The 19,313-nt window shown below is 39.9% G+C and carries 14 protein-coding genes; 6 read left to right on the top strand and 8 right to left on the bottom strand.

Annotated features, from left to right (window positions below):
* Positions 1–61: 61 nt before the first annotated feature.
* A complete protein-coding gene (locus FCR06_RS25625; RefSeq protein WP_138504750.1) occupies positions 62–940 on the bottom strand; it encodes an aspartoacylase in 879 nt (292 codons plus the stop codon).
* A gap of 472 nt (positions 941–1,412) precedes the next feature.
* Between FCR06_RS25625 and FCR06_RS25620 the strand changes: the two genes are divergently transcribed.
* The 4 genes from FCR06_RS25620 (at position 1,413) to FCR06_RS34425 (ending at position 7,561) form a co-directional block, all read left to right on the top strand.
* Positions 1,413–2,594, top strand: coding sequence for an AGE family epimerase/isomerase (locus FCR06_RS25620; RefSeq protein ID WP_138504748.1), 1,182 nt, complete (start codon positions 1,413–1,415; stop codon positions 2,592–2,594).
* Between the two features lie 61 nt (positions 2,595–2,655).
* On the top strand, positions 2,656–3,243 hold the full coding sequence (locus tag FCR06_RS25615; RefSeq protein ID WP_138504746.1) for a Uma2 family endonuclease: 588 nt from the start codon (positions 2,656–2,658) through the stop codon (positions 3,241–3,243).
* A gap of 411 nt (positions 3,244–3,654) precedes the next feature.
* Complete coding sequence (locus FCR06_RS25610) at positions 3,655–5,079, top strand: calcium-binding protein (protein WP_138504744.1); 1,425 nt, start codon at positions 3,655–3,657, stop codon at positions 5,077–5,079.
* Between the two features lie 592 nt (positions 5,080–5,671).
* Complete coding sequence (locus FCR06_RS34425) at positions 5,672–7,561, top strand: calcium-binding protein (protein WP_138504742.1); 1,890 nt, start codon at positions 5,672–5,674, stop codon at positions 7,559–7,561.
* A gap of 295 nt (positions 7,562–7,856) precedes the next feature.
* On the opposite strand, the gene FCR06_RS25600 is transcribed toward FCR06_RS34425, so the two are convergent.
* From FCR06_RS25600 to FCR06_RS25590, 3 genes are all read right to left on the bottom strand, one after another.
* Positions 7,857–9,185: an ATP-binding protein gene (locus tag FCR06_RS25600; RefSeq protein WP_138504740.1), complete on the bottom strand. Its 1,329-nt coding sequence runs from the start codon at positions 9,183–9,185 to the stop codon at positions 7,857–7,859.
* Between the two features lie 246 nt (positions 9,186–9,431).
* Positions 9,432–10,718 carry a tellurite resistance TerB C-terminal domain-containing protein gene (locus FCR06_RS25595; protein WP_138504738.1) on the bottom strand — a complete coding sequence of 429 codons (1,287 nt, stop codon included), beginning with the start codon at positions 10,716–10,718 and terminating at the stop codon, positions 9,432–9,434.
* Between the two features lie 171 nt (positions 10,719–10,889).
* Positions 10,890–12,248 (bottom strand): ATP-binding protein, encoded by a 1,359-nt coding sequence (locus FCR06_RS25590; protein WP_138504790.1) that lies wholly within the window; start codon positions 12,246–12,248, stop codon positions 10,890–10,892.
* An 83-nt stretch (positions 12,249–12,331) separates the two neighbouring features.
* Between FCR06_RS25590 and FCR06_RS25585 the strand changes: the two genes are divergently transcribed.
* Entirely contained in the window at positions 12,332–12,652 is a 321-nt protein-coding gene (locus tag FCR06_RS25585) for a TMEM14 family protein (RefSeq protein ID WP_138504736.1), read from the top strand.
* Positions 12,653–12,901: 249 nt separating this feature from the next.
* Here the strand turns inward: FCR06_RS25585 and FCR06_RS25580 are convergent, their stop codons facing one another.
* Positions 12,902–14,152, bottom strand: a complete 1,251-nt coding sequence (locus FCR06_RS25580) for a bifunctional sterol desaturase/short chain dehydrogenase (RefSeq protein WP_138504734.1) — start codon at positions 14,150–14,152, stop codon at positions 12,902–12,904.
* A 247-nt stretch (positions 14,153–14,399) separates the two neighbouring features.
* Between FCR06_RS25580 and FCR06_RS25575 the strand changes: the two genes are divergently transcribed.
* Positions 14,400–15,677 (top strand): lipid-A-disaccharide synthase, encoded by a 1,278-nt coding sequence (locus FCR06_RS25575; RefSeq protein ID WP_138504732.1) that lies wholly within the window; start codon positions 14,400–14,402, stop codon positions 15,675–15,677.
* A gap of 27 nt (positions 15,678–15,704) precedes the next feature.
* Here FCR06_RS25575 and FCR06_RS25570 read toward each other — a convergent pair whose 3' ends face one another.
* The 3 genes from FCR06_RS25570 to trpD all read right to left on the bottom strand — a co-directional run bounded on the left by FCR06_RS25570 (position 15,705) and on the right by trpD (position 19,306).
* Positions 15,705–16,091, bottom strand: coding sequence for a hypothetical protein (locus tag FCR06_RS25570; protein ID WP_138504730.1), 387 nt, complete (start codon positions 16,089–16,091; stop codon positions 15,705–15,707).
* Between the two features lie 681 nt (positions 16,092–16,772).
* On the bottom strand, positions 16,773–17,885 hold the full coding sequence (aroF, locus tag FCR06_RS25565; RefSeq protein WP_138504728.1) for a 3-deoxy-7-phosphoheptulonate synthase: 1,113 nt from the start codon (positions 17,883–17,885) through the stop codon (positions 16,773–16,775).
* Positions 17,886–18,184: 299 nt separating this feature from the next.
* Complete coding sequence (gene trpD, locus FCR06_RS25560; protein WP_138504726.1) at positions 18,185–19,306, bottom strand: anthranilate phosphoribosyltransferase; 1,122 nt, start codon at positions 19,304–19,306, stop codon at positions 18,185–18,187.
* Positions 19,307–19,313 lie beyond the last annotated feature (7 nt).

The following is a 19,313-nucleotide window of genomic DNA, read 5'->3' as shown; positions in this document are numbered from 1 at the left end:
GTGAAGATTGTCATTAGTTATTTTTCACTTGTAAAGGACTAATGACAATTACATATTTATCTCAAACTACCTTTTGGTGCTTTTGAGTTAAATACATCGCAATTCCTTTTTCATAATAAGCTGCTTCATTAATAAAAATAGGATAAACAGTAGATAGTCCCTCGTATAAAATCTCTTTTCCAGCAAAATTTAGAAATATTGGCTCACCTGGATTCAGAGGTTGATAATCGCGAAACTGAAGCTGGGGATGAATCATAGCTTGAATTTCACCGTTTTCATCTCGGGGATAATCAATAGTCTTAATGTATTGATAGAGTATAACTGTATTGTCTGTCTGAGGAATATTACCTTGATTGCACGATTCAAAATAGTCCAAGATTGAATAAATAAGTTGTTCTGTTTTTTGAAATAATTCAGCATTTAAGATATTTTGAGCAACAGTACCTACTTCGATTACAAAACCCAATTGGCACAAAGAACGCAGAAATCCACCTTTTTTTGATTGTTGATTAACACAAACTCTTACTAAAGGATTTTTTGAACTTAAATAAGCAGCCAAACGAAGTAAGAAAGGATGCAGTTCGCCAAAAATCAAACTTAAACCCATATTGGCAGTAGTGCTATGCAAATCAATGATTACATCAACAAAAGGCTGATTTTGCGGTTGCAGTATTTGTTTAATTTCTTTTGCTCGCGTATCTTCGTAACTTAAGAGATTTGGATTTTCTAAGTCTTGATGAGTGAAGCAACGATTTAAATCTTTGTCAATGTAACGTTTACCTTCTGCAATAGCTTTGGGATTACCAAGTAATACTAAAGTTTCTAAATTTTGTCTATTAATTAAATTTGGAGATTGCTGAAATTTTTTAACTAAGTGTACTCCTGTTAATTCATTACCGTGTGTTCCTCCAACAATCGCTATTCGTTCAATCTGACTCATAAAAACCTCACAATAAAAGCTTATAGGCTAGACATTATCATGCTCACCCTAGTATGGTCTTTTCAGATAAAACCTACTAAGGGAATGAGGCATTGGTCATTTGTCATTCTCCACGTCCCCTTGTCCTGTGAAGTTCTGTTCGTTATTAGTGCAGCGTCTCGTTCGCCCAAAGCGTCTACTAAACAATAGACAGACACCGTCAATCGCTACTCTAATAGCCAAAAACCTACGAGTTGTGACTTCTGTTTTTATCCCCTCACCCTTTGCACTCCTCCACTAAGTAAATCGGGGAGAATAAACTTAGCTATATTAAGAAATATAAATATAGTTTAAACCTTTACAAATGACCAATGACGATTCTTGCTAGTTAGCTTTATTTGCGTTGCTCTACTTACATATCTTTGCTTCTTTCTAATTGGTAACTTACGATGACTGTTAAGTTGTCGCTCTTAGGAAAAAGAGAAGAAAATTTATGGAGTATAATTTTCAAGCACTTGCTCAACTTTACAAAAACGCACTCCTCAACGATGTCCTGCCATTTTGGGAAAAATATTCCCTAGACTGGGAGCAAGGCGGCTATTTTACCTGCCTCGATCGCCAGGGTAAAGTTTATGATACAGATAAATTTATCTGGCTGCAAAATCGTCAAGTGTGGACTTTTTCCATGCTTTATAACCAGTTAGAAAAACGCGAAAATTGGTTAAAAATCGCCAGTAATGGTGCTAATTTTCTCGCTCAACATGGTAGAGATAGCGATGGTAACTGGTACTTTGCTCTCACTCGTGAAGGCAAACCACTGGTTGAGCCTTACAATATCTTTTCTGATTGTTTTGCGGCGATGGCATTTAGCCAATATGCACTCGTATCTGGTGAAGACTGGGCGACAGATGTGGCAATGCAAGCTTACAATAACGTTTTACGTCGCAAGGATAATCCCAAGGGCAAATATAACAAAACCTATCCCAGCACACGCCCGATGAAATCATTGGCTGTACCGATGATTTTAGCCAACCTCACTCTAGAAATGGAATGGTTATTGCCCAAAGAAACCCTAGAAAATGTCCTAGCTGAAACTGTCCGGGAAGTAATGACCAATTTTCTCGACCAAGAACGGGGACTAATGTATGAAAACGTTGCTCCTGACGGCTCCCACATCGATTGTTTTGAGGGAAGGTTGATTAACCCTGGTCACGGTATCGAAGCGATGTGGTTTATCATGGACATCGCTCGTCGGAAAAATGATACCAAAACTATTAATCAAGCTGTTGATGTGGTGCTAAATATTCTGAATTTTGCTTGGGACAGCAAGTATGGCGGGTTGTATTACTTTATTGATGCAGCCAGTCATCCACCACAGCAACTCGAATGGGATCAAAAGCTGTGGTGGGTTCACCTTGAATCTTTGGTTGCATTAGCGATGGGTTATCGCTTGACGGGGCGTGAGGTGTGTTGGAAATGGTATCAAAAGATGCACGATTACGCTTGGTCACACTTTGCTGATTCCGAGTTTGGTGAGTGGTTTGGCTATCTTAATCGGCGGGGAGAAGTTTTGTTGAACCTCAAAGGCGGCAAATGGAAAGGATGCTTTCACGTACCGCGTGCATTGTATCTTTGCTGGCGTGAGTTTGAGGCGTTGCGAAGTTTGCGGCGGTAAATAACGCAATCAATTTAATCTCTGCTAGCGTACAAATAAAAGTAAAATCAGCGTGATTAAGATGAATGTTGTCACACCTAAAAGATTTACGATCGCTGAATACCATCAGTTGATCGAACTCGGATTTTTTCCAGAGGGCGATAGGATTGAATTAATTCGAGGAGAACTGATTCAAATGACTGCAAAAGGAACACCTCATACAGTTTGTAGTTCTATTTTATGCCGTCAATTGGATCGGCTTTTAGGAGAGCGAGCAGTCATCCGGGGACAAGATCCGATCGCACTTCCTAATCAAAGCGAACCTGAACCGGATGTCGTTATTGCACGAGGAAAAGATGAAGATTATCTCGCTCATCATCCTTATCCAGAAGATATTTTATTAGTAATTGAAATTTCAGACAAAACTTTAGATTACGACCAAACAATAAAGCTATCTTTGTATGCAGAAGCCGGAATCGAGCGTTATTGGATTGTGAATTTACCAACTCGTCAACTTGAGTGTTACAGTCAACCGTATCAAAATGCTCAAAGCCAGTTTAGCTATCTGAGCAGACAGATTTTTTTATCAAATCAATCAGTAGTTATTCCTGGATTTGAAGATGCATTATTGAACTTGAGCAGGTTATTTCCAGAAGGTGTTGGTCAATGATTTGGTAAGTGCGATCGCCTAAAAAAGTGTTCTATTCTTCCAAGTATATTACAGCAGTTTTTATTTATTTAGACTACACTCTTGCTTCTTCTGTGCATCTTTGCATTTCTGCGTGAGATAAATCTTGTTAATTTATCTGAAAATACCTGTAGTTAGTGGTAAGCTTACGGAACACAATCAAGATCCGACTTTTTTCCGACCTTTTCCGACCGACAAACTTTCTATTTAGCAGTAGAGTATTTCGATAAGCAGTATTCGTATCCCCAACTTCTTAGAGGGGGTACATTGCTAACTGCACAATTACAGGGTAGTGAAACTTATCTATTTTTATTGGGTGAGTTCATTTCATCTATGTGCAAACTGCATATTAATTTGATTCACACATCAACCTAAGTTTAAAGAGAACTTTTTATGAGTAATTCAGATCCAGTTGATGCTAGTAGTGGCGCCTTTAACAGTGGTGATGACTACTTTGTAGGATATAGTAACAGTAGCAACTACATAAATGGTGGCTATGGCTCAGACACGATTTATGGTGGTAGTAGCAACGATACCATTTATGGTGGTTACGATTTTGACTCTAACTACATCTATGCTGGAGCTGGTAACGACAACATATATGGTGGTTATGGTGGCGACTTAATAAAAGGCGACGCTGGTAACGACTACATCCTTGATTACTATGGTGGCGATAGTTTACTGGGTGGTGATGACAATGACACCATCTATGGCGGTGATTACTATTACGCCAACAATTACATAGATGGTGGCGCTGGTGACGATTATATCTATCTATTTTCGTTCAATGGCTACAGCAACACCATAGATGGTGGCTATGGTTCAGACACCATCTATGGTAGTACTGGTGATGATCAAATCTCTGCTGGTTACGATTACGCTACTAACTACATCTATGCTGGAGATGGCGATGACAGAATCTATGGTGGTTATGGTGGCGACTATGTAGATGCCGGGGCTGGTAACGACAGTATCTATAACTTCAACAATACGTACAATAGCACCCTTTTAGGTGGAGCTGGCGATGATGACATCTATGGTGGTGCTGGCAATGACACCTTAAATGGTGGTGCTGACAATGACTACCTCAATGGTGGTGCTGGCAATGACACCTTAAATGGTAGTTCTGGTAATGACACCATCTTTGGTGGGACTGGCAATGACTTTTATTATGGTGGCACTGGCAATGATGTCTACTATGTTGATAGTGTTAACCATGTGGTGAACGAGTATAGCTCTGCGGGCACTGACTTGGTAAATTCTTCTATCACCTACACCTTGTCAGCAAACGTAGAAAACCTGACTCTCACTGGTTCTGCTGCTATCAATGGATATGGCAATACTCTCAATAACACAATTACAGGCAACACTGGTAACAACTCGCTTACTGGAAGTGCTGGCAATGACACAATCAATGGTGGTGCTGGTAATGACACAATCAATGGTGGTGCTGGCAAAGACGTACTGACTGGTGGCACTGGAACTGATAAATTCACCTACACTGCTTTGAGTGACTCGTTGTTAGCTAGCTATGATGTGATTACTGGCTACACGAGTGGCGAGCAAATTGACCGTGTTGGTGGTTCAGCAGTAACGTTAACTACCTCCGTTGGTAAGATAGCTAGTTTAACTGCGGCAAATATCTCTGCTTTACTTAAGAGTAGTGTGTTTACAGCCAACAGTTCTAAAGCATTTACTGTTAATGGTATTAGCGGAACCTTCCTCGCTTTCAATGACGCAACTGCTGGCTACAATTCTGCAAATGATTCCATCATCTTACTCCAGAGTTATACACTTGGATCTGTTTCCATTGTCTAGATCAGGTTTAGACATTATCTAGATCTAAGCTCGACTTTATCCAAAATTAAGAATTCAGTTTTCTTTATCCTGCAAAAACCCTGGTTTTTTGGCAAATACTTTTTCTATATCAGGGTTCTCAATGAAATCCAAAAAGTCAAATATCTGTCATCCCACAAAGGTTTCAGCTTAGGCGATTACCTAAATTAAAAAATGGATGAAGTCGAGCTAAGGGACTTCCATTTTAAAAGATACCCAATTTGTAGCTATAAAAGCGACAAAGCTTTTCTAATACAAATTTATTTCTATACTTAGACGTATTGACAAAATTTACTCCTTTTTAACTTGTTGCTAATGGTGGTAAGCTTATGGAACACAATCAAGATCCGACTTTTTTCCGACCTTTTCCGACCGACAAATTTCCTATTTAGTCGTAGAGTATTTCGATGAGCAGTATTCATATCCCTAACTTCTTAGAGGGGATAGATTGCCAATTGCACAATTACAGGCTAGTGAAACTCACCTATTTTTACTAGGTGAGTTCATTTCATCTATATGCAAACTGCATATTAACTTGATTTACACATCAACCTGAGTTTAAGGAGAACCTTTTATGAGTGAAGCAGGTCAAGCTGGTATTGATGACTCCGATTATGGTAATGACAACGATGCCAATTTTGATGTTGATGGTAATGTTATGACTTATTACTATAACGGAACATTGGGTTCCGACTACTTCGACTATCTCTCAGAGTACAACTATTCTGGTGACTACTACTACTATGTGTATGATGCGCTAAATGCTATTGGTAATAATGGCAACGACACCATCTATGGTGGTTATTACTATGACGACACCATCTCTGGTAATGAAGGTAATGACTACCTTTATGCAGGGTATAGTAGCGGGAACAACTTCCTAAATGGTGGCTATGGTTCAGACACCATTTATGGTGGTAGTGGCAATGATACTATCGGTCAAGAGGAAGACGGTTACGAGGATAGTTCCTGGTCGAACTACATCTATGCTGGAGCTGGCAATGACAAAATTAATAGCGTTGGCGATGACTTTATAGATGCCGGTGCTGGTAACGACAGCATCCAAGATTACTACGGTACGGATACTATACTGGGTGGTGATGGCGATGACGGCATCATAACTTTTGGTGGTATTAACGATTCGATAGATGGGGGCGCTGGTGACGACTACATCAATTTTGACCGCGGTGGCGGTACTGTAATCGGTGGTGATGGCAATGACGAAATCTATAGCGGTTTCCTGGACAATACTTATAACACCACGATTTTAGGTGGAAATGGCGATGACACAATCACTGGTGGTTATGGTGATGATACCTTAAATGGTGGGGTTGGCAATGACTCCCTCAATGGTAGTGGTGGCAATGACACTTTAAATGGTGGTAGTGGTAATGACACCTTACTAAGTAGTATTAACTATAGTCCATTAGATGTCCCTGGTATCACTGACAATGATTTCTTATATGGTGGTACTGGCGATGATGTCTACTATGTTGAGACTGTTAAAGATGTAGTGACTGAGTATACCTCTGCGGGTACTGATTTGGTAAATTCTCCTTTCACCTACACCTTATCGGCAAACGTAGAAAACTTAATCCTGACTGGTTCTGCTGCTATCAATGGATATGGCAATAGCCTCAGTAACACGATTAAAGGTAACACTGCCAACAACATTATCTACGGTTACGACGGCAATGACTCCCTTAATGGTGGGCTTGAGGGCAATGACTATCTCGATGGTGGGGCTGGCAATGATACCTTAAATGGCGCTAATGGCAATGACACATTAGTCGGTGGGACTGGTAATAACGCCTACTATGGTGGCGCTGGCAATGACATTTACTATGTTAATAGTGTTAACGATGTAGTAAACGAGTATAGCTCTCCGGGCACTGACCTAGTAAATTCTTCTATCACCTACACCTTGTCAGCAAACGTAGAAAACCTGACTCTGACTGGTTCTGCTGCTATCAATGGATATGGCAATAGTCTCAATAACACAATTACAGGTAACGCTGGTAACAACTCGCTTACCGGAAGTACTGGCAATGACACAATCAACGGTGGTGCTGGAAATGACATAATCAATGGTGGTGCTGGCAAAGACGTACTAACTGGTGGCACTGGAACTGATAAGTTCACTTACACTGCTTTGAGTGACTCGTTGTTAGCTAGCTATGATGTGATTACTGGCTATACTAGTGGCGAGCAAATCGACCGTGTTGGTGGTTCGGCAGTAACGCTGACTACCTCCGTTGGTAAGATAGCTAGTTTAACTGCGGCAAATATCTCTACTTTACTCAAGAGTAGTGTATTTACAGCCAACAGTTCTAAAGCATTTACTGTTAATGGTATTAGCGGTACCTTCCTCGCTTTCAATGACGCAACTGCTGGTTACAATTCTGCAAATGATTCCATTATCTTCCTCCAGAGTTATACGCTTGGATCTGTTTCCATTGTCTAGATGAGGATAAGACATTATCTTGGTATCAGAGATTGTTTGAAAAGTTGTAAAGTATACTCAAAACCTCTTTTCACGATAAAGAAAGAGGTTTTGAAAATTCTATTTATTTGTAACAATTAGCTAGGCTTAGGGACTTCCAATTAAAAAAATATTCCATCCCTGCGGGACGCTACGCGAACGCCTTGAGGGCAGGGGAGCAGCGAGCAGGGAGCAGGGGGAGAGAAAGTCGTTTTGATGGGCATGAAATTGAATAATTTATTTTCTGGAAGTCCCTTACCAATTACTAGAGAATCAATTACAAACTAAATTCAGCTGCATCATCCTCATCTCCATCTGTATCTTTACCCACAGCAGTAGGTTTAAATTTAGAGCCATGAATTAAATCACCAAATATAATTTTTGAATTTTGAAAAAGAATATTTAACACACTCATAAAATCTCGTACAATTTCCCCTGGTGTAAGTAATGCTTCTGCACCCAAGCGATTAACAATTTCTTGTACAAACTCTTTTAATTCCCGATTTGTTAAAGTTTGTTGATAAGCAAAATTGAGTGCATGAATTTCAGCTAAATGTTGCAAAAGTGTCAAAATTTCTACTTCACTTAACGGATTTAGCCGAATCACTGGGCCTAAAATTTCTTGAACATTAGCTTGTGCGACAAAACGACTTTCTTTGGTGCGTCTTCGCCAAGCTTGGTCTGCAAAAAGTCCTCTATTCGGATCTTCTAAAAATTTAGTTGTTCCACCAACAACAATACCAAGATATTCTGCTTTGCACTGCATGGTATCGTTAAACATTGTTAGAAGTCGATTATAATTTTTTTCTCGCGTAACTGTAGTAGATATTTGATATAAGTTTACAGCTTCATCAATTATAATCAATAGTCCTTTATAGCCAATCTCAGCGACAAATTTAGCAAGCAATTTGATATAGTCATACCAACTATCATCATCAATAATGATGCGAACTCCTAAAGCTGCTTTTGCCTCGCTTTTAGTAGTAAATTCTCCACGCAACCAGCGCATTGCAGCATTTTTTAAATTATCATCATCCAATCTGTAACCACGCCAATAAGCAATAATAACACTAGCAAAATCAAAACCGTGAACTAAATCTTCAATATATTGAACTACTTCCCTAATTTTTAATTCAACTTGGTCATCAAAACCATCGTCATTTGGACGCATTTCAGTTTCTTTAACCACCTCTTGTTGAATTTTATTAATCCATCCTTCTAAAATTGAGACTATAGCACCACCATCAGGACGAGTTTTTGTAGCTAGATGGCTGATTAATTCTCGATAGGTTGCTAAACCTTCATTCTTACTTCCTGCTAATCGGCGTTCAGAGGATAAATCAGCATCAGCTACCACAAAACCTTGCTCCATCGCTCGGTTACGAATTAATTGCAGTAAAAAGCTTTTGCCTGAACCGTAATTACCAATTATAAACCKAAATGCTGCTACACCTTCTGCAATATCGTCAAGATTTTGTAATAAGCTTTTGAGTTCTTTTTCTCGACCTACTGCTATATGTTCAACTCCGACTCTTGGTACTACTCCCGCACCAAGGGAATTAATCAAAGCAGTGGATATTTTTTTCGAGATTTTGAGCTTTGCCATGTATTACACTTTAGTTTATTTTAAACGCAGAAGCACGCAGCAACTAGGTAAGGTATATTATCACCTGATTAATAATCTGACAACATCAGAATTCAGAATTGGTCAATTTCAGAGTTATAACTTAGAATCCAGAAGTTAGATGAAGAAGACTTTTCTCATCAACTTGAATAATTTTTAATAATCAAGCGTACTATGGATTATTAATTATATAATCATTTTGAATTTTGACTCCTGACTCCTTAATCTTCACATTTGAGCATGTTTAGTCATAATCTCGTCATACATTGCAATCATTTTGTTGACATGGATTTTATACTCTGAATAAACTTCTGGAATTTCTGAATCTGAATCGATTATTAATTCACCAATAGTATCATTTGCTCGTTCATTGATAGAATCAATTAGCAGATTTGGCATAGTAATATTTGCTTCAGCAATTTTTTTAATAATAGCTTTGGTATTCTCTTGTTCAACTATAGCTTTTAATACTTGTAATTCATATTCTGGTAAATTTAGCAAAAAATTAGTCCATTCTTCAGGGATACGTTCTAAGGGATCAACTTCTGGGGAATCTATTGTTGTTGAAGATTCGATTATTTCTGTAAAAGGAAACAATTCATGATCATCTTCTGTTAAGTTACCAGTCACATGTTCGGGATTGAGCGTTTCTATCTGTTGGAGTAAATCCCACACTTGATTTTGCAGCAAGTCTCGCTCTTCTTGCAATAATGAAAGTTGTGCCTCTAATTGCTCTAATTCTTCTTTTTGTATAGCTATTTGAGTTTGTGAAGAATTCAGGAAAGCTTGGGCATTTTCTCTCTCAGCTTTTGTCCTTAAAAGTAGTTCATTTTCTTTGTTGACTTTGATTTCTAGCTCTTGAATTGTAATTCTTAGTTCGTATAATTTTTCTTCTAGTTGGGGTTTTAGTCTGCCTAAAAGAGTCAAATTGCTTTCAACTTCTTGTTTTTGATGTTGAAATTCGGAAATTTGACTTTGCAATTGGGTAATTTCAGCACGGGATATAAGACAATTTGATTCTAAACGACGTTTTTCTGCTGTTAGGTTAGAAAAAGTATTGTTCAATTCTGCTTGGTTTTTTTCAAAGTTATTCAGTTCAATTTGCAAATTGCTGATTTCAGTTTCTAACTGCTTTTTTTGCCCAGCAATTGTTCTTACTTCTCGATGCAAACTGTCCCTTTGACTACGGTTTTCAGTTACTTGATTTTGGAGCTGTTTTGACTCTGTATATAATAAATTATGATGTTCTTCTATTTGATTAATTTCTCTAACAATACGAGCTTTTAATCCCTCCATTTCTTTAATTCGCTTCCGGAGAGAACCTAAAATAAACATTTCGTAATTTCTACGTCGCTTATCTACGAATAAGGCTGTTCCATAAATAACAAGTCCAGTAATTACACCCGTGAGAAAGGCTTTATTAAAATCCCAGTTGGGAACAAGGCTAAGTCCAAAACTCACACTAAAGGCAACTATGCCTAAAATAAATCGATTACTGATCGTTACTGATTGCATATTGCTGATTGTTAGCGTAGTTAACCGATTGGAATAAGCAGTTTTCATACTAATTTTAAATTTAAAATTTTAATTTATTGTTTTTTATCATCATAATTATAAAACTTATAATTATTTGTACATAATATTATTAAGTAATAAACAAAAAGTGTCATGATCATTGAATGAATATTAATTTTCAGTCTTGGATGTATTACTGTTTGCTTCATGAATAAGTGTTAAATCTGCTTTTAAAAAGTCGATAAACTGCCGTGCTGTGCGTCCAGAACGACCATTATGACGAGTTGCCCACTGTAATGCTTGAAATTCTAAATCTTCTTGGGTAATATTAATTTCAGCTTGTGCTGCTAGGTGGTGGACAATATTTAAGTAGGTTTTTTGATTAGCTGGTTCAAAAGTCAAGGTTAAACCAAAGCGATCGCTAAACGAAAGCTTCTCCTGCATCGTATCCCAAGCATGGATTTCATCGTTATCCTTAGGCGCAGGTCTATCCACAAAAAATTCCCGAATCAAGTGACGACGATTAGTAGTAGCATATACAACTACATTTTGGGGTCTTGCAGTTAAATTACCTTCTAAAACTACCTTAAGTGCTTTAAAAGCATCATCATCTTCTTCAAATGAAAGGTCATCAACAAAAATAATAAATTTTTGTGACACTCCCCGTAAATGTTCTACAATTTCTGGTAAATCTTTTAGATCAGATTTTGCAACTTCCAACAAACAAAGAGAGCGATCGCTATATTCATGTAACAAAGATTTCACCAAAGAAGATTTTCCCGAACCGCGACTACCATAAAGTAATACATGCAGTGCTGCCTCTCCTGATAATAAAAACTCTGTATTTTTAAGCAAAGTATCTCGTTGAGACTCGTAACCTACAAGGGTGCTAAGCTTAATCGGATCGGGATATTGGATACCAATAAACTGTCCTCCTTGCCAGCGAAAAGCGCGATACTGGGCAAATAAACCAGAACCATATTGCCGATAATAAGCTGCTAATTTCTCTACAGCATCACCCCAGTTATCTAACTCTTGGAGGTATGCAGAAAATTTTGTCTGTTTTTTTAGCTTTTCTGATTCGTCATACCACACTACTGGTGAAATTGGCATGTGAGCAACAGTTTGTACCCACTCGCTCAAAAAAGCGCTGCTACATTCATACAGACTTTGTAATACTTGTAAATCATGCTGAACTGCTGCTACTAAAGCAGTGGGTAAGTCCTCAAATTTCTGTTGTTGAGCAAGTATTGTAAAGGGATTTTCACAAAAGAGAATTTGAGTAATTATATAATCTTCCCAGTTTTGATTTCTTGCAGCCAAAGCATAGAAATAACTGCCATAAGCTTGCAGACAACCCCGGGCATCGGCATCAATGTAACGTATAGCTTGCAATAGGTCAAGAAATGCTACCCCGACTTCGTCTTGGAGAACTGACTGGTACAGTAAAAATGAGGCTGCTTGGCGCTGGAGATATTGAACTTTCGTATGGGAGGAAGTACTTACCATTGGCATCGCTTGATTATTAATCAACTGAGTGATATAGCTCAACAGCTATGGTAAATTGTCTGCTGACCCTGGCAGCAAAATCAAAATCTACATAGGTTTTAACAATGAATTTAAGTATAATCGGTGCTTTTGCTTATGGCATATTGGCGATCGCTGGTGGCATTATTGGCTATATTCAAGCTAAAAGTCAGGTTTCGCTCCTCAGTGGCGGTATTAGCGGTTTATTACTAATTATTGCCGCTTATTTCCAACTCCAAGGACAAACTCTGGGTTTGATTTTTGCCGTGTTGATTACTGCTGTTTTAGTAGCATTCTTTGTATTTAGACTGGCTAAAACGCGCAAGTTTATGCCTGCCGGATTGATGACTATTTTAGGTATACTTACGCTGGGGGTGATGGTGAATCAAATTGTCTCCATCAGGTAGCATCAACTTTGAAGTCCCTAACCACCCTGCTGTTTTTGACATAGCATCACTCTCCCTGCTTTGAGTCCTTGTATTAGTACATTTATATTACAGGAGACTTGCTATCCTTGCCTAATATCTTCGAGTATTCTCAATAGAATCAGGTGTTGACTGATGAACGCCAGTTGTAGCAACTGGCGGTCAACAGTCATCAACTTCAAACGAGATAATTTATTTGTTGAAGTTTCTTAAGTTGACTCAATTGTGACATTACTTGCTCTTGTCTGCGCGGCTAAAGACTCGGTAGTATAGCCAAGTGCTAGTTTCCTTCAAGGGAAATAAGAAATACGTCAGAGGATTGATTGTCACAATAATATTTCGGAAATCTCGCCTTGCCAAAAACAAGATGATACGAGCAACCTGCTGTGCAGACATTACTCCATAAGGGTTAAGTTGACTCTTAAAGGGGCCAAGAATCAACTTACGAATTACACAATTCCCATCCAAACGCTTGAGCGTAACAATATCTCCTAGCGCTCGTTTGCTGAGTTCATAAAGGGGACTCAGTGCTGGCGACACTTCAGCCTCAGAAGTATTAACCCAAATTTCCTTAGTTGCTTTGGCTTGTGGTCCTGTAACAGTTGTCAAAAATATATCTATCATCCGCAATGCAGAAAAGGTATTCACTTCATAGGAAGAGTTGATGGCCTCTGGTGTGCGGCTGGTGTAGACGTTGACTCCGTGGTTGATAATTAAAATATCAATTTTTTGTAAACTCTCTTTTAACTCAGCTTCATTGCCCAATTGCCAAGGAATCACTTTTACGCCATTTTGCGGCTCTAATTTTTCTGGGTTTGTAGTTAATGCCACGACTTTAGCATTACACTTGACAAGTTCAGCTGTTAATGCTTGTCCCAAAGCTCCTGATGCTCCAGTTAAAGCCACGGTTTTACCCTTAAGAGATAGTCCTGTTCCTAATATTTTATCGACCAAGGGAAAGACACCACTGTAGTAAGCGTTGACATCATCAAAATGATGCCGCCAATGATAAGACCGATTCACCCACCAAATGGATGGAATAGTCTCTAAAGGGCCGGGTAGGTGATTGTAGTCTGTGTCAATTTTTCCCTGCAAATATCGTACAGACGCGCCATATAAGAAGGTGCAAGCATAAGCTACTCCCAGCCATAACCCCGTTTGCGAAATAATTAAGGCAATTAAGGTTAATACGACTACTAGTAAGCTCGATTCTAAAACGTCGTGATAAAGTTGGGATTCTTGGTAAATTTTTGAAGAAACAATGGATAAATCCCGGCGATAGGCCATGTGGTGCTTGTTGTGCCATTTAGCCAGCCAATTGACTTGGTGACACAATGCATGATAGCTGTCTCTTAAAATTTCCGCGAGGAAAAGCGAGAAAAGCCCCCAACTAGCAAACTGCAAGCAGGCGTTTACTAAAACCCAATTTATCTGTAATCTAGCCCCAATCTCAATTAAGCTCTCTGCGAACATTTTTATCATGTTTGTTAACACTCGTTTTTCTTAATTATTCTTCACGAATCGACAAAGAAGGATTAAGGTCGAGTCTAGAGCAAACAAAAGTCAAAGGGAATAGGGGAGTGTGGGGAGTGGCAAGAGATTATAAAAAAGCTTTCCATCCTTCCCATTCCTCCTACCCCTGCCAATGCTCTATTGCCTGTGTAACTTAGGAACGATAATGGTAATATTTGCCTCTTGATTAATAGCCTTTAACTGTCACCATTCATTCATGACTCCAGTAGATATTCTCATTCTCTCCAACGGCCCAGGGGAAGTAAGCACTTGGGTGCGTCCAGTAGTGAAGGCATTGCGGCAAGAATTAGGGGATGACCGCTCTGTTGTGAGGATTTCTGTAGTTTTATCTCCCTGTCCTAATGCTACTGGTAAAGAAGCTGCGATCGCTCTTTCTTACCCAGAAGTAGACAGAGTTCAGTCAGCAGAGCATTTTTGGCAATTTTTGCTTTGGGGCAAAACATTTGATAATTGGGACTGGAGAAGTTGTGGTGTAGTCGTTTTCCTCGGTGGCGACCAAATTTTTCCTGTAGTCATTGGCAAAAAACTAGGATATCGCACAGTTGTTTACGCCGAATGGGAAGCCCGATGGCATAACTGGATTGACCGCTTTGGAGTTATGAAACCTCAAGTTGGTGCCCGTGTTTCCCAAAAATATGCCCACAAATTCACTGTTGTGGGAGATTTAATGCTAGAAGCTAGTAGTCATTCGTCATTAATCATTGGTCAAGAGTTAGTAACAAATGACCAAGGACAAATAACTGACTTAATTGGTCTGTTACCAGGTTCAAAAGCGGCAAAATTAACTCAAGGAATACCTATAATGTTGGCTATTGCCGAACACATTCACGCCAACAGACCCCAAACCAAATTTGTAATTCCTGTGGCTCCAACGGTGGATTTACAAACCTTAGCTAGTTTTGGCGATTCCCAAAAAAACCCTTTTGTAGAAACTTTTGGTATTAGCAATGTTTCCTTATTCATTCCAAAGGACGGAAAAAGTAAGGCATTATTTAAAACACAGACAGGTCTAACTGTAGAATTATGTCAAGAAAACCCTGCTTATGATTTATTATCCCAATGCTGTATCTGCCTGACTACAGTGGGAGCAAACACCGCTGAACTCGGCGCTTTAGGAGTGCCGATGATTGTTTTGCTACCTACCCAACAATTAGATGCGATGCGCTCTTGGGATGGTTTACCAGGTTTATTAGCGAATTTACCAGGGGTGGGTTCTACTTTTGCTAAGGTAATTAACTGGCTATTCCTGAGACGCAAAGGTTTATTAGCATGGCCAAATATTTGGGCACAATCAGAAATCGTGCCAGAACTTGTAGGCAAACTCCAGCCAAAAGAAGTTGGAGAAATGGTATTAGATTTTTTAGCTCATCCAGAAAAATTGGACGAGATTCGAGTTAAGCTACGTCAGGTTCGTGGCGAAAGCGGAGCAGCTCAGAAGATAGCAAAGATTATTGGTGAGGAAATTAGTAAGTAAGGAAGATGGGGTCTCATCCTCTGTTACTTAATCCAAAGACCCACCATTGCGTCTTCCTAGTTCAAAAATGCCACAACTAATACAAGCAAGTATACCTAAGCTGATTCCCCAGCTACGTCCTAAACTGATTTCCACACCCCAATTAAATAAAGCGCCAACTACCAAGAAAGGTATGATACTAAACAGTGAGGCGTAAAAAGCGTTTTGCGATTCTCGAGCTTTACGAGTCTTTTCAAATTCTGACTGGCTGGTATAAAGCGATCGCTCTGCAAAGTTAAACCAGCGGTTGAGTTGCTCGATTACCCATTCACTGGTTTTGGAAAAACCTAAATATAGCGCTAATGACCACAAGCTAGCTCCAGCTATGGCGATCGTGTCTAATTCAAAGCGGAAAGGTAAAATTTCAGTCAACATGTCTTGGGGGAGTCCTGCAAGGGTCAAGTTTAGCTTTTAGTAGATGCTAAATAAACCTCTTGTGCAATTTTAAGCATAAAGGTTAACAAAATCTTAACTGCTTTGCAACCTCTTACTGCTAAGTCTACTTCAGCTCCGTCAACTAGCTTAGTGCATAATTCTATAGTTTAAGATGACAAATAAAAAATGTCCTACTGTTTGTAGTCAACAGGAGCCAGTGGGTTGCGTATTTTCCAAAAGTTGTTCGTCGTGCGTCTTTGTCAGGAGAAGGAACTGGCTTTCAACACTGATTACAGCTATTTTCAGGTAAATTAACCACGGCTTTTTTTCACGCTCCAGGCGCAGCAGAAAGTCTGAGCGCCGACTTCCGGCGTAGACGCCAGGAGGGCGGCTTGCCGGAGGCCTCAGAACTTTCCAAGACAAAGTCGCACAGAGGAAGATGAGTATGTGGTCTAAATAGATGAAAACTGCTGTAAGTCATCAATTTTAAACAGGATTATTTAATAATTATTTTGACTTGGAGAATTCTGAATACTGAATTTTTCGGAAATAGTATAATACGTTGCTGATTAAAAATATGAAAGAACTTTACGCTTTTAGAAAAACTAGCTGAGAACTTTTCTAAATCAGTTTTTGTAATCGTTCACATTCAAAATCAGCAACGCTACAAATCGGTTAGGATTACGGTTTATCAGCTTTGACAGTTGTGGTGGTTAACAGAAGATGTCTTTCACCAAGGCTATCAAATGCAGGTGTCGGCCAGCGATCGACTACTTTACCTATAACTGACATTTCTTGAACCAAGCGGTCAAACTTTTCAGGGGTTAGAGACTGAGGCCCATCGGATAAAGCTTTGGCTGGATTGGGGTGAACTTCAATCATTAAGGCATCTGTACCAGCAGCGATCGCAGCCATTGCCATTGATGGAACGTACTCTGACCTACCTGTACCATGACTGGGATCGATCATGATTGGTAAATGGGTGAGCGATCGCAACACTGGAATCACCGACAAATCTAAAGTATTACGGGCATATTTGCTATCAAAGGTTCTAATTCCTCGTTCACAAAAAATCACATTTGGATTTCCTGATGCCAAAATATATTCTGCTGCCATCAGCCATTCTTCAATTGTGGCAGACATTCCTCGCTTCAGCAGCACTGGCTTATCTTGAGCGCCTACTTTTTTGAGCAGCGAGAAATTGTGCATATTCCTAGCTCCGATTTGGATTATGTCAGCTACCCGCGTCACTGCTGGTAAATCCGCAGCATCCATGAGTTCTGTAATAATGCCCAAACCCGTAGCTTCACGAGCTGCTGCTAACAAATCTAAGGCGCTTTCACCATAACCTTGAAAAGCATAAGGTGAAGTGCGGGGTTTGTAGGCTCCACCACGCAAAAACTTTGCTCCTGCTGCTTTTACTCGCTTTGCTGTCTCGACAATCATCGCTTCATTTTCAACAGAACAAGGCCCAGCTACGACTACGATGGGATGATGTTCTCCAAAATAGACATGACCGTTAGGCGTGGGTACAACAACCTCGCTGGCTTCTCCATGTCGGAATTCTCGGCTAACCCGCTTGAAAGGTTGTTGCACTCGTAATACTTGCTCAATCCAAGGGCTGAACTCCTGGACTTGCAATTTATCGATGGTAGAAGTATCACCAATTAGCCCCAGCACTACTTTATGAGTGCCGATGCTTTTTTCTACAGTGACTTTCCAAATCTCGCTCAGTTCTTGGCTGATGCGAGTAATTTCTTCAATGGGCGTAGCATTTTTCAGTACTATAATCATCTGTTTTTCCTTCGGTATAATTTTGGGTGAACGTCACGACTCCTCTCCAAACCTCTAAGAGGATGTTTGAAAAATCCTTTTATTGGTAGTAAGCAGGTCGGTGACTGTTCACTGTTGACCGTTGATTGTGAACAGTGGAATATTTTTTATTTGTTAGTCCCTTAAGATTGCAGGTCAATGCATTAAGAGTGCAGGTCGATGCATTAAGAGTGCAGGTCGATGCATTGAGAGTGCAGGTCAAGAGAATTGTGTGTAAACTTTAGGTCATGAAGCAAAGGGAAGCTTGAGGAGAGATTTGTCTAGTGCAGAAATTGTGCAAGTTGTTCTAGCTTTGCCCAAGCAGCACCACTTTGCAGAATTTCTTTTGCAAAGGCAATACCTTTGACATAACTTGTCAAAACATCAGTTTCTCCATCAATAGCTTTGCCTACTTGTAATGCTAAGGCTGTATTTAAAGCAACTACATCCTGTTGCGCTTGAGTGCCTTTACCTTGCAAAACTACCTTCAAGATTTCGGCATTTTGTTGGACATCTCCACCATGCAAGGCCGCAGTTGGTGCAAAATTCAAACCAAGTTCTTGAGGATTGAGTGTTAGGCAATACATTTCCTTACCTCGGAGTATAGCCAAGTCAGTGACATCTGCCAAACCAGCCTCATCTAAACGTTCTCGTCCGTGGAGAGCGATCGCTTGCTGACATCCCAATTGGGATAAAGCTTGAACAATCTCTTCAAGTAAAAGCGGGTCGTTGACACCAATAATTTGCCCTGTCGGTCGCATCGGATTTACTAGTGGGCCAAGCAAGTTAAAAATAGTCCGCACTTTCAAAGTTTGTCGCAAAGTTGCAACGGCTTTGAGTGCCGGATGCCACCCGGGAGCAAATAAAAAGGTAATTCCCACCTCACCCACTGCTGCTTGTACTTTCTCAGGAGTGGCGTTAAGATTTATACCCAAAGCTTCCAACACATCAGCAGAACCCGCCTTGCTAGATGCGGAACGATTGCCATGCTTGGCAACTTTAACCCCTGCGGCTGCGGCAACAAAAGCAACAGCAGTAGAAATGTTAAAAGTTGAAGCGCCATCTCCACCAGTTCCACAGGTGTCAATTAGAGGAGTTGGGGATTGAGTACTCAGTACTGGGGACTGGGAAAACTCTTGCCCAGTTTCTAGCCTTTGGGATTGCAAGACGCTGGCCATGCCTACTAATTCTTGAGCAGATACGCCTTTAGCTTGAATCGCAGCTAAAATCGCTCCTGATAGAACCTGGGGAATGGCATTTACCAGCCAACCTTGCATCAGATCCGCAGCTTGGGAAACCGTCAACGATTGCCGATTGAGCAATTGTTGCAATAAAGCTGGCCAGTTGTAGAACTCAGAAGCGAGGGAGATGTTATCAGATGGTATTTGAGTTAGAGCTATCATAATCGGT

Origin of the sequence: Nostoc sp. PA-18-2419 (assembly GCF_005869855.1) — a bacterium.
In the GTDB taxonomy this organism is placed as follows: domain Bacteria; phylum Cyanobacteriota; class Cyanobacteriia; order Cyanobacteriales; family Nostocaceae; genus Nostoc.
This window is presented reverse-complemented; position numbering and strand designations above follow the sequence as displayed.

Excerpts from the sequence above, each read along its gene's own strand:
- FCR06_RS25580 (WP_138504734.1), bottom strand. The coding sequence starts at position 14,152 with ATGATAAAAATGTTCGCAGAGAGCTTAATTGAGATTGGGGCTAGATTA.
- FCR06_RS25570 (WP_138504730.1), bottom strand. The coding sequence starts at position 16,091 with ATGTTGACTGAAATTTTACCTTTCCGCTTTGAATTAGACACGATCGCC.
- FCR06_RS25625 (WP_138504750.1), bottom strand. The coding sequence starts at position 940 with ATGAGTCAGATTGAACGAATAGCGATTGTTGGAGGAACACACGGTAAT.
- trpD (WP_138504726.1), bottom strand. The coding sequence starts at position 19,306 with ATGATAGCTCTAACTCAAATACCATCTGATAACATCTCCCTCGCTTCT.
- aroF (WP_138504728.1), bottom strand. The coding sequence starts at position 17,885 with ATGATTATAGTACTGAAAAATGCTACGCCCATTGAAGAAATTACTCGC.
- FCR06_RS25585 (WP_138504736.1), top strand. The coding sequence starts at position 12,332 with ATGAATTTAAGTATAATCGGTGCTTTTGCTTATGGCATATTGGCGATC.
- FCR06_RS25575 (WP_138504732.1), top strand. The coding sequence starts at position 14,400 with ATGACTCCAGTAGATATTCTCATTCTCTCCAACGGCCCAGGGGAAGTA.
- FCR06_RS25610 (WP_138504744.1), top strand. The coding sequence starts at position 3,655 with ATGAGTAATTCAGATCCAGTTGATGCTAGTAGTGGCGCCTTTAACAGT.
- FCR06_RS25615 (WP_138504746.1), top strand. The coding sequence starts at position 2,656 with ATGAATGTTGTCACACCTAAAAGATTTACGATCGCTGAATACCATCAG.
- FCR06_RS25595 (WP_138504738.1), bottom strand. The coding sequence starts at position 10,718 with ATGCAATCAGTAACGATCAGTAATCGATTTATTTTAGGCATAGTTGCC.
- FCR06_RS34425 (WP_138504742.1), top strand. The coding sequence starts at position 5,672 with ATGAGTGAAGCAGGTCAAGCTGGTATTGATGACTCCGATTATGGTAAT.
- FCR06_RS25620 (WP_138504748.1), top strand. The coding sequence starts at position 1,413 with ATGGAGTATAATTTTCAAGCACTTGCTCAACTTTACAAAAACGCACTC.